This is a genomic window from Burkholderia sp. SR8 (assembly GCF_052851275.1).
Window position 1 is genome coordinate 1 of the sequence record NZ_JAULUC010000079.1, and the last position, 719, is coordinate 719.

Annotated in this window: 1 protein-coding gene; it reads right to left on the reverse strand. The window is 64.5% G+C overall.

Going from position 1 to position 719, the window contains the following annotated elements:
* Positions 1-719: 3-hydroxybutyrate dehydrogenase (locus tag Q3A80_RS31890; RefSeq protein ID WP_446332749.1), on the reverse strand; the 719-nt coding region annotated here is incomplete at both ends.

Sequence of the window (719 nt, forward strand, 5' to 3'; positions counted from 1 at the left end):
GCGCTCGGGAACGCCGACAGGAACAGCACCGTCTGCGCGACGTCCTGCACCGTCGTGAATACGCCGTCGACCGTGTTGCCGAGCATCACCTTCTTCACCACTTCCTCCTCGCTGATCCCGAGTTCCTTCGCCTGCTCCGGAATCTGCTTGTCGACCAGCGGCGTGCGCACGAAGCCCGGACACACGACGTGCGAGCGCACGTTGTGCTTCGCGCCTTCCTTCGCCAGCACGCGTGCGAGACCCAGCAGCCCGTGCTTGGCCGTCACGTACGCCGACTTCAGCGGCGACGCTTCGTGCGAGTGCACCGAACCCATGTAGATCACGACGCCGCCGCGATCGTCCTTGTACATGTGCTTGAGCGCGGCCTTCGTCGTCAGGAACGCGCCGTCGACGTGGATCGCCTGCATCTTCTTCCAGTCGGCGAACGAATAGTTCTCGATCGGATTGACGATCTGGATGCCTGCGTTGGACACGAGGATGTCGACCGAGCCGAACGTTTCGGCGACCTTGTCGATGCCGCTGTTCACGGCGTCTTCATTGGTCACGTCCATCGCGACGCCGATCGCCTTGCCGCCTGCCTTGTTGATCTCGTCGGCCACCGCATTCGCGCCGTCCTGGTTCAGGTCGGCGATCGCGACCGCCGCGCCCGCCTTCGCGAGCTCCAGTGCGATTTCCTTGCCGATGCCGCTTGCGGCGCCCGTGACGACTGCGGTCTTGCC